Source organism: Moorena sp., assembly GCF_982860115.1.
In genome coordinates this window covers 1-9,238 of record NZ_CEYLVT010000271.1, presented here as the reverse complement: position 1 = coordinate 9,238, position 9,238 = coordinate 1, and the positions used below count along the sequence as shown (strand labels likewise).

Genomic DNA, 9,238 nt, shown 5'->3' with positions numbered 1-9,238 from the left:
CGGGGCGCGATTGACCGTAGGCCACGCGGGGCGCGAACGCACAGAGCTTGCTCGACCGATTACCTTTAGCTGAGTTTATGACCACCGGAAGTATAACTAATTTCCATCCCCTAAGTCTGGATCTTGCCAGACGACCTGAACCTGGTTCGGATCACGTCGTAAGCTTTGCTCTCGCATTACTTTCTGGGCTTGCCTGGGGTCAAAAGAGCGACTGAATTCACGGCGCAAGTTATTCACTCGTGTCTCAGTTCGCTTCACCTCTCGTTTGACTTCTCGCAACTTGCCTTGCTGTGAGAGATGATAAGGTAATAGTTCCATGAGTGCGGTAATGGCAGCGGCACAGAGAACTAGGTTAACAACTAACTTAGCAGTAGTTTCACCAGCAACTGCCCCGTAAGACTGTCGCTGCGGACGGTGCTTGATTCGAGGAACTCTTCGGCGAGGTTTTGATGGTACCCGAGTTGAGTGAGAGGGTTGGATTGCGTTCATTTCCGTTTACAATGCCACGCTGGTACACCAGCGCCCTTGGGTTTATTATTGGGTTGATTAGGATAGAGTTTTGAGTATGCACCTTTTATTTAGCCAGATAATTTAGCTAAAGAATAGTCTTTATGGAACAATCAAGCCCCCAAATAGACTAAGAGCTTAGCATAATGTGAGTTTGATCACATAAATTTCCTGGTGTTGACTCCAATCCAGGGGACAGGAGCTTCGAGTCAGGATAATAATTCAGAATTATTGCTTATAATATAGAAAATATCTATTAATCTTCCCAGGTAGACTGGCGTTGGCAGCCACCATTCAACTCCAATTCCCCTCCCGTTATACCTGCGTATGAAGCGCGGGAAAGGGGGCGTATAGAGTGTGGACGCAGGTGACCCACACAGCCCGGAGACGAAACCTTAAAATAAGGCAGCCTTAATCATGGAGGCGCGCTTGACCCGTAATTAAATTCGCCATGGGTCGCGCCTCAAAGTTTTAACCCTTTTACCCATAGCCGACCAACCATAAAGGCTGCCCCAGCGAGGGATTGCTCGCTGGGGTAACTTCTGACCCTTGGGAATTGGAGACTCAATCTGTTGCGCTTCTTGATGAGCTCTGCTAAGATTAAAAACTATTAATGTACCCAAAAGGTGCCAGTTTGCGCGCAAGCTGAAAAGCCGCTGCTAAAAGCGTAGATCAAGATGCAAGTAAGCTCAATGATTTTGTCAGAGAGTCTAGAGGCGGCGATTGCTCAGCCATTCAGAGTTTTATGCTCTTAACAATCCCAGTGACCTAGGAGCCGGTACGCGAACACTATAATCGCGTTCTGGAGCTTGAGGGAGTGTCAAGGATTTCACTAGCTTTAATGAGGCTTCGCCATTGATTAACTAGTTTAACTAACCCACCCATAATCTAGGATTTGGGTGGGTTAGTTAAACTAGTTTGTTTATCCTTTGTCCGCTCTAGATCCGGGCCGCTTAGGAGCAAGGCTTTGAGCTTCCCAGGATTATTTGTAAAGTTCCGTAGACAGGCGGAATGCTAGAAATCCCGGAAGCAAAGCCAGCAATAGAGCTCCGATAACTTGGGCATCTGAAATAGGCATCGTATACAATCTCCTTTATTTGAGCGATATTCTATACCATTCACGGTGCGCTTGACCTAGGCAAATTAAACTAGCCACGGGTCGCACCGCAGCCAACTAATACTAATTGGGCTAGTTATGGAATTTTATCACAATAACTTGTCCAATCCAGATATTAGAATCCTTGTAGCTTGGGTTGATCGCAATTTGAGATCAACCCAAGCTATTACCTTTATCTTGCTGCAGGTTCGGTGTGGGGGTTGGAACCTTGCTAGGGTCGCACTGTACTAAAATTATGATTAAAGGTTAAGATAAATTAAGTTAGATATCAAAGTTTTACCAATTTAGGCGATTAAGTATATTACATATACTAAGTTAACCCTTTAAAACATTAATAATTTTTAATGCTAGACCAAATTCTTAACTCACCGTTTAATGTTGGGCTTGAGGGTCCTGTGGTTTTGTTGATTCTGGTCGCACTGGAAGCTGTACTGTCTGCTGATAATGCGATCGCATTAGCTGCGATCTCCCAAGGCTTAGAAACCAAACAACTTCAACGCCATGCTCTTAACTTGGGCTTAGCAGTTGCCTATGTGCTACGAATCACTTTGATTCTGACAGCCACTTGGGTAGTGCAGTTTTGGCAGTTTGAGTTATTGGGAGCAGCCTATCTGCTCTGGTTGGTCTTTGAGTATTTCAGATCTGATCAAGATGAAGAAGATCACCATCATGGCCCGAAGTTCACTTCTCTATGGCAGGCAATTCCCATAATTGCTGTAACGGATTTAGCTTTTTCCTTGGATAGTGTTACGACAGCGATCGCAATTTCTGACCAGACCTGGCTGGTTATTGCTGGTGGCACCATTGGGGTAATTGCCCTGCGCTTCATGGCAGGCTTATTTATTCGTTGGTTGAAAGAGTATGTCTATCTGGAGGATGCTGGCTACATCACCGTGGGCTTTGTGGGATTGCGGCTGTTGGTCAGAGGGATTAAACCGGAATTAGTGCCACCGGAATGGTTAATAATTACTGCTATTGCCTTAGTGTTCATGTGGGGATTTTCTGAAAAGTCTAAGACCCCAGACCTTGAGTCAATTCCTGTAGAAAACGAAGGGCAAGCGGCTTTGGGGAAAGACTAAAGGGCAAAAGAAGCTAGCCGCTAACTGCTTTGAACAAGAGTCGGGAAGAATTCGGCCATCTCCCAATCTAATGATCCATCAATGATCCCAACGCTCACCAAACATTGGTAGAGCGTGGGATTTCCCGTTTAAAGGTAAATCTTACCGTTACTCATAAAGCCAAGAGGTTATGGTTGGTTCCCAGCTAACTAGCTCTTCGTCCTTAAACCAAAGACTAATCTCCTGCTGCGCTGTCTCAATGGCATCTGAGCCATGGATAAGATTGCGACCTGTGTCTAACCCATAATCGCCCCGAATAGTTCCTGGTTCAGCCTCCAGAGGTTTGGTAGCACCAATCATCTTTCTTGCGGAAGCCACTACTCCATTTCCTTGCCAGACCATTGCTACTACAGGACCAGAGATGATGAATGCGATTAGTCCACCAAAGAAAGGTCTCTCTTTGTGAACAGCGTAATGCTGTTCGGCAAGTTCACGGCTGACCTTCATCAGCTTCAGCCCAACTAAGGTAAAACCTTTTGTCTCAAAACGCTGGATGATTTGACCAACAAGATTCCGTTGTACACCATCCGGCTTAACCATCAGAAATGTCCGTTCCAAGTTTATCTCCTCAAATTGTTTAACTCAGGTCAATCTTGGGCATAGCCTTTCCTATGATATTCCCTCAGGACTAAGATTCAAGCCCGCTCTATTGCTAGTTGAATTAACTGATCCACTAATTCTGGAAACGAAACACCTGTAGCTGCCCACAGTTGGGGATACATACTGGTTGCGGTAAAACCTGGTAAGGTGTTGATCTCGTTGATGAAGATTTCCTTAGTGGCTTCAACGTAAAAGAAGTCTACCCGTGCTAAACCAGCCCCATCAACGGCAGTAAACGCCTGGATTGCCATTTCCTGAATCTGGGTAGTCACGTCAGTGGGCAAGGGAGCGGGGATTAGCAAGTCCGCTTGACCTTGAGTGTATTTGGTTTCGTAGTCATAAAAATCACTGTCATAGGTAATTTCACCAACTACTGAGGCTTTGGGATGATCGTTCCCTAGTACAGCACACTCTACTTCTCGCCCTACTACCCCTTCTTCTACAATCAACCTACGGTCGTAACTAGCAGCATGATCTAGGGCGGCTTCTAATTCAGAACGCGATCGCACTTTGGCAATCCCGACCGATGACCCTAAATTAGCTGGTTTAACAAAGTAGGGATAGTTTAAGGTTTCCTCAATTTGGTCACAGAGTTTGGTAAATACACAGGGATCTGACCAAACTTGCGTACGCAAAACTTCCATGTAGTTGACTTGGGGTAATCCAGCTTGGGCATATACTGTCTTCATTGCCAGCTTGTCCATGCCTACAGCAGAACCCAAAACACCACTACCGACAAAGGGAACTCCCATCAGGGTTAGTAATCCCTGAACTGTGCCATCTTCCCCATTCGGCCCATGGAGGATGGGAAACCAAACATCTACCTCACTGACAACGGCAGGAAATTGCCAGACATTACCGCTAGGAGCAGATTCCAGGGGGGTTCCCGAGTCTAAGACCTGTGCGATAGTTTCTCCCGCTGTCCAGATGCCATTTTTTTGAATGTACACTGGCACCAATTCGTACTTAGAGGCATTTTCATCAGCACCCAGAGCATTTGCGATCGCTCTTGCAGAACTAATGGAAACTTGGTGTTCTCCTGAGACACCACCAAACAGCAGTCCAACTCTGCGTTTTGTCATAAAATCTACAGTCAACTAAAAATCTTCTAATAAAGAGCCTAAGCGACTTAGTAATGGATCATCAGATTGATCAGCGTCTTTTTCCCATCCTACTTGAGCCGTAGCATCTGACTCTCTAGTCGCTTTTGCTGTGGCACCCTGTTCCTTTAAGCTAGACACATCCGTTGTACTAAAATTCGACAGCACTGTTTCTACACCAGCAACTTGCTGTTTTAAGTGTTCGAGTTGTTGATGAGAACGGTCATCCACTTGCTTGACCTGTTCGATTAAGGCCGTCAATTGATCATCAAGTTGATCAGAGGATTCTTCAGTAGATAGAACTTGCTCTAATTTCCCAAGCTGCTGTTGTAACTGGGTCAATTGTTGAGTTGTATTAGAGTCTATTGCCTCAATCCGTTGAGTCAGATCACTTAGCTGACTATTCAGTTGGCTAGGACTCTGAACCGATAACGTCTGTACCACTTCAGTTAATTGCTGCTGCAGTTGGGTTAGCTTGTCTTCAAGATTTCCAACACCTGTTGTTTCCTCGCTTGTTCCCTTGGTTGTTTCCTGGGAGGATGCTTTTTCCTCAGAGGATTCTGGTTTTAACAGAAACTCTTGGATAGCTTGCTTGCACAACATGCTAAAGCTAGGATACTGACCCTTAGCTAGTTCTTTTTCTACTGCCTTTAGTAGGGCTTGATCCTCCCGGTTAGCGGTAAATGCTACTGTTTTATTTACTTTTTTTGCTATAGGTGCCATGGGAATTATGCCTATAATCCTAGTGGATAATTACAATACAATTTATCTACAATTTATCGAGATGCTGACTGCTTCTGCACCTCTCCATAAATGTATTGTCCCAAAGCATTCGCTTTTCGAGAGGGTTGAGCTAAGTAACCCTTTAGTCTAGCTTCTTGAAAGATAAGTTGAAGATCATTCCAGAAGAATTGTCCACCACCACCGGTCACTACTACGTCGGTGGTGCGTTCTGGTAGCCAGGCGAGCAAGCGATCAGACAGTTCACGGGCAAAACTTTTGCGCAAACTGGGTATAATTTCGTCCAGGTCTGTGGGCTGAGCAGCACCTTTAGGACGATAAAAGCGCTCTCCCTCTGGACGATTAACGGCTTTGATTAATAGTAACGATTGACTGTCAGCTCCCTGAATTTGGGCAGCTAATTGATCATAAAACTCATTCATGGCAAAGGCTTCACTCTGAGATGCTCCTCTAGCAAATCGGAATGAATCTGCCATGATAAAGTCAGTGGTTTGGTGGCCAATATCCACAACAGCCACGGAACGGTCATGCAATCCACCATCGGATGGATTGCTCTCCTGAACTTCAACCCAGATCAAACTACCATAGCCCTCTGGTATCACCCAAACTTTTTTAATCGTAATCGAGACTTCTTCCCCTCTGTAGTACATGACATGAGGAGAAGCCAGAATACCAATTAATTCGTCTTTTTCACGCTCAAACTGCTCTTGGGAATGGTAGGGCAATCCCATGATAATTGCCAAGTCACCTTGAAGCTCGAAATGTCCTATGCAGGCAAAAACTTTTATCAAGGCATCTTCTACTTTCGATTGACCAACACCCAAGTTAGCTCCGAAGTCAGCAGCTAGTTGTCCAATGGCGTATCCTTTGCCTTGATACTCCAGCCAAATATCTAATAGAGGGTCACCCAGCCGAGCATCAAACCCACCCCGACGCACTTGCTCAACGGTGAGATGGGCAACGTTGGCAGGAATTAGCACTACACCATCGGGGTAACGGCTGATACAAGCTTTAGTGGAGGTGCGACCTAAGTCAATGCTGAGAATAGGAACTTTGTTCACGATGGTAGCAAGCTGTTTAGCAGTCATTGGTTAGTATATATGAGTTTGTCTAACTCAACTCACAAAAAATCGTCCGATGTTTGGAAGCCCCCTCTAGGCAAGAGCGGGGTTAGGTGTGCAGGAGACGCAGGTTGACTCAAGTTGGTTGGACACTATGGCATCTAGCTATTTCACCTAATAATAGTAGAATACTGATTCATAGACCTCTTAGACACCTAGGATTACAACCAATTGCCAATTACTAGATAAGGTGCCCAATAGGCGGGGTGAGCATAGGGTCCTCCTGCTTCCAGTAAAGCGATTTGAGCAGCACGAAGGGCTTGGGCTTTGTTTAAGTTTGATTGTCGCAAACCCTGGTAGAATTGGGCAGCAATTTGGGGAGTGGTTTGATCATTAATGAACCAAAGCGATGCTAAGGCACTTCTGGCTCCTGCTTGAATAGCTACACCGGCTAAACCTAATGCTGCTCGGTCATCACCAGTGGCGGTTCGACAGGCAGTAAGGGATAGTAACTCCACTGGCTCAGTAGTACTAGCTACACTGCGAATTACCCGATCTAATTCATCAATGGTGAGTTGATCATTTTCCCCGGTGACTAGGAAAGTATCTTCGGGTTCAGTGCCGAATTCACCGTGAGTAGCTATGTGAATAATCGGGTAAACCGTTGCACCTAATTCTTGTTGTAAGCGATCGCGGGTAAAGTCCTCATCGAGTAGCTGTTTGCTCTCTGGTATGGTCTGTGTCACTGCCTTAACTTCTGTGGATACATTGCTCAAGGCGTCAAATATACGACCATCGACAATAGCTTCTTTGGTTAAGCCCAACACCAGTGCTCGCCAACTTCCAGCTGTTAATGGTTTAGGCTCAGTCAGGGTGAGGGTGGGAGTGGTTGCGATCGCATAGCGTTCAACTAAAAATTTTTCCCCGTCGTGGAGGGCTGCCATGGGCACAGTGCGTAGGATGCCATCATTGATGAAGACCAGGGTTTCTATTTGAGCTTGTTCTAATTGATTGGCAAAAGGACGAATTAACCCATTGTAAATTTTTTGTGCTTTTTGGGAATTGTAAGGCTCAAAAAAGGTTTCTAGTTCTTTACGAAATTGATTAATGTCTTGTCTTAGACTTTCGCGATTACTATCAATCCATGACCATTGCTTTTCACCATTCGGCAGACTTAAAATCACTGCAGTTCGGTCTTTCAGGATAATGGTGCTAATCACTGCTGTCCGAGTACTGACTAGGTCAACTCTGGCTGGATTCACTGCTGGTAACACACAGTCGTTACCAAAATAATCTTGTAATTCTGCTAGTTTGAGACCATCAAAGGTTTTCAGGACAATGTTAATATTCTGAGTACGCACATCGGGTGAAGCTGATTTTAGGAACGTTTGATCTCCCTCTAACCTCAATTCCACTAACTGTCGGTAAATTGGGTTAACGGTGTCAATAAAATCAAATTGGACATCTCGACTGGCAGTTAGGATATCGCTACGGATTGTTTCGAGAGTAGCGATCGCGTTTTCGTAGGCTCCAATTGCCTCATCTACTTTCCCCTGGTCTTTAAAAATCCGTGCTGTTTGCCACTCCCACAAGTACAGACTATCCTGTGCGAGCAAGTTTTGCTCAGCTGCTAACCTAGCCTGTTGGCTTAACTCTAGGGCTTTGGTATACTGGTCACGACACTCATAGATATGACCCAGTTCCCCTAGGGCAAAGGATTGGGAGCGGTGGTCATTAATCCGTTGCGCTATTGAAACTGCTTGAGCGAGGAGTGCAGTAGCCTGGGGTTCTAGTTTGGGCTGATAGCATCGCATCCAGGGACTGGTTTCATGAGCTGGAGCAATCGGTTGCAACAGATTAGCTAACTCAATGGCAGCATAAACCTTATCCTGGGAATCTGGTAGACTTTCCAAGAGGGAGTAGGCTTTTTGCCATTCTTTTTGCCATTCTCTAACACTAGCGCTATTTTTATCAAGGCGGTAGTAGAGGGGAATCCCATTAAGCCTTGCCCGCATTTGACCAGATTGGTCGTTTTGAGTAATAGCAAGATCGAGGCTTTTCTGAAAATACTTTAGTGCTTCGCTATCGTTATTTTTAGCTTTTTCTTCGAGTTCCAAAGCCTTTGTTGTGTAGCCGATTTTTTGAGCAGAATTTGCCCGACGATAGCTGAGCTGAGCTTTGCTACTGTAAGCATTACCTAAACTATTCAGGGCTGAGGATTGATAGGGAAGGTGGTCAATGTCTTGGGCAATAGTTAAGCTCTCTTCGAGATAGTTAATCGCTAGATCGTACTTGCCCCTGAGGCGATAAGCATCCCCCAAACTCCCCAGAGCCGCAGCAACTCCAAGTTGGTCTTGATGGGTGCGAGCCAGTTGTAACGCACTTTCTGGCACACAGGGGTTATCTTGGGGATTATCATGATTAATGGTACCACATAATAATGCGATCGCTTTTTGATTTTGCCCCAATTTACTATAAGCTTGAGCCCGTTCGGTAAGCATCCGCCCTACCTGTTGTAAATCCCCCAGTTGCTGATAATTAGTGGTGACTTTTTCCCAGTAGTTAATGGCTTGGTCGATTTGACCAATTTGCTGATAAGCTCTCGCTAAGTTTTCTAGAACAATAGTTTGATTAGGGCGGTTGTTGGTTTGTTGATAAGTAGTTAGGGCAGTTTGCCAATACTCTATAGCGCTAGTAAAATCTCCCAGTTGGTAGTGTTCCACCCCTTGTTGGACAAGTTGGCTAGCATCAGGGGATTGAGCTGTGGCTGGGTTTCCCACTTGCAGTTGCCAGGTGGTAGCGGGAACATGACCGAGCCACAGGGTAATGGTGAGGCTGGAGAGGAAAAGAAGTCCTAGAAGGGTTCGGACACTGGATTGGGGGCTCATGGGAGAATGCCAGTTGCAGATTTAAATGATAGCAAAGGGAGTCGGGAGTCGGGATTCCCGATTCCCGATTCCCGATTCCCGATTCCCGATTCCCGATTCCCGATTC

At 45.6% G+C, this 9,238-nt stretch carries 8 protein-coding genes; 1 reads left to right on the top strand and 7 read right to left on the bottom strand.

From position 1 onward, the window contains the following. Positions 1-96 precede the first annotated feature (96 nt). Both AC4II3_RS28710 and psaM read right to left on the bottom strand, forming a co-directional pair. Positions 97-489, bottom strand: coding sequence for a slr1601 family putative cell division protein (locus AC4II3_RS28710; protein ID WP_488013120.1), 393 nt, complete (start codon positions 487-489; stop codon positions 97-99). Between the two features lie 1,000 nt (positions 490-1,489). Beyond that, positions 1,490-1,585, bottom strand: a complete 96-nt coding sequence (gene psaM, locus AC4II3_RS28705) for a photosystem I reaction center subunit XII (protein WP_070393681.1) — start codon at positions 1,583-1,585, stop codon at positions 1,490-1,492. Positions 1,586-1,968: 383 nt separating this feature from the next. Here psaM and AC4II3_RS28700 point away from each other — a divergent pair, with 383 nt between their 5' ends. Then, complete coding sequence (locus tag AC4II3_RS28700) at positions 1,969-2,703, top strand: TerC family protein (RefSeq protein ID WP_488013118.1); 735 nt, start codon at positions 1,969-1,971, stop codon at positions 2,701-2,703. Between the two features lie 147 nt (positions 2,704-2,850). On the opposite strand, the gene ndk is transcribed toward AC4II3_RS28700, so the two are convergent. The 5 genes from ndk to AC4II3_RS28675 form a co-directional block, all read right to left on the bottom strand. Further along, a complete protein-coding gene (gene ndk / locus AC4II3_RS28695; RefSeq protein WP_488013116.1) occupies positions 2,851-3,300 on the bottom strand; it encodes a nucleoside-diphosphate kinase in 450 nt (149 codons plus the stop codon). A 77-nt stretch (positions 3,301-3,377) separates the two neighbouring features. Then, entirely contained in the window at positions 3,378-4,424 is a 1,047-nt protein-coding gene (locus AC4II3_RS28690; RefSeq protein WP_488013114.1) for a D-alanine--D-alanine ligase family protein, read from the bottom strand. 15 nt (positions 4,425-4,439) lie between these two features. Continuing rightward, complete coding sequence (locus AC4II3_RS28685; RefSeq protein ID WP_488013112.1) at positions 4,440-5,165, bottom strand: hypothetical protein; 726 nt, start codon at positions 5,163-5,165, stop codon at positions 4,440-4,442. 53 nt (positions 5,166-5,218) lie between these two features. After that, a complete protein-coding gene (fcmB, locus tag AC4II3_RS28680; RefSeq protein ID WP_488013110.1) occupies positions 5,219-6,271 on the bottom strand; it encodes a filament morphology actin-like protein FcmB in 1,053 nt (350 codons plus the stop codon). 194 nt (positions 6,272-6,465) lie between these two features. Then, on the bottom strand, positions 6,466-9,132 hold the full coding sequence (locus tag AC4II3_RS28675) for a CHAT domain-containing protein (RefSeq protein ID WP_488013108.1): 2,667 nt from the start codon (positions 9,130-9,132) through the stop codon (positions 6,466-6,468). Between the last annotated feature and the right edge of the window lie 106 nt (positions 9,133-9,238).